This window comes from Sphingomonas sp. CCH9-E2, from assembly GCF_001557215.1.
Lineage (GTDB): Bacteria > Pseudomonadota > Alphaproteobacteria > Sphingomonadales > Sphingomonadaceae > Sphingomonas.
Window position 1 is genome coordinate 1 of sequence record NZ_LSJM01000140.1, and the last position, 534, is coordinate 534.

Here is a 534-nt window from a genome sequence, read left to right on the forward strand (position 1 = left end):
GTCTTGGGTAGAAAGCTGACACATTGCTATTAGTGTAACCATATGCAGCAGGACCCCCGATACCGCGAAACGCAAAGTCGCTATCTGCACGCGATGTATCGCCGAATGAAGTCAATGCTCGACATTTCGGCGGCAGGATGGGGGATCGTGTTTCTCGGGCTCGCGCTGGCAGGGTTGGTGGATTGGCTGGGTTCGCTCGGCTGGGGACTTGCGGCCGATAGTTGGACCTTCGCCGGTTTTGCCCTTTTTGTCCCCGCCTTTTGGGTTTTCGGGTTGATCATTATCAAGATCAATCTGGCGTATGTTCGCCACACTTACGGACCTGAACCGAGAGAACGGGCAGACGGGGCCTGACGACCCGTTTGGGGTCGCTGGCCGCCACTACCAGAATCGGCGTCAAAGCGCTCAGACCGCCAGACAAATGTCGTCATACAACGAATCCGTCACCCCCGCGAAAGCGGGGGCCCATCTCCCGGACAATCCTCAAAACGCACCGGTGCGATGTGCCGATTCTGCAGGAGATGGGCCCCCGCT

At 58.1% G+C, this 534-nt stretch carries 1 protein-coding gene; it reads left to right on the top strand.

All coding sequences use genetic code 11. The features are described from left to right. Positions 1 to 42: 42 nt before the first annotated feature. Complete coding sequence (locus tag AX681_RS07575) at positions 43 to 354, top strand: hypothetical protein (protein ID WP_066682008.1); 312 nt, start codon at positions 43 to 45, stop codon at positions 352 to 354. The last annotated feature ends 180 nt before the right edge of the window (positions 355 to 534 follow it).

Coding starts and splice junctions, on each gene's coding strand:
- AX681_RS07575 (WP_066682008.1), top strand. CDS start 43: ATGCAGCAGGACCCCCGATACCGCGAAACGCAAAGTCGCTATCTGCAC.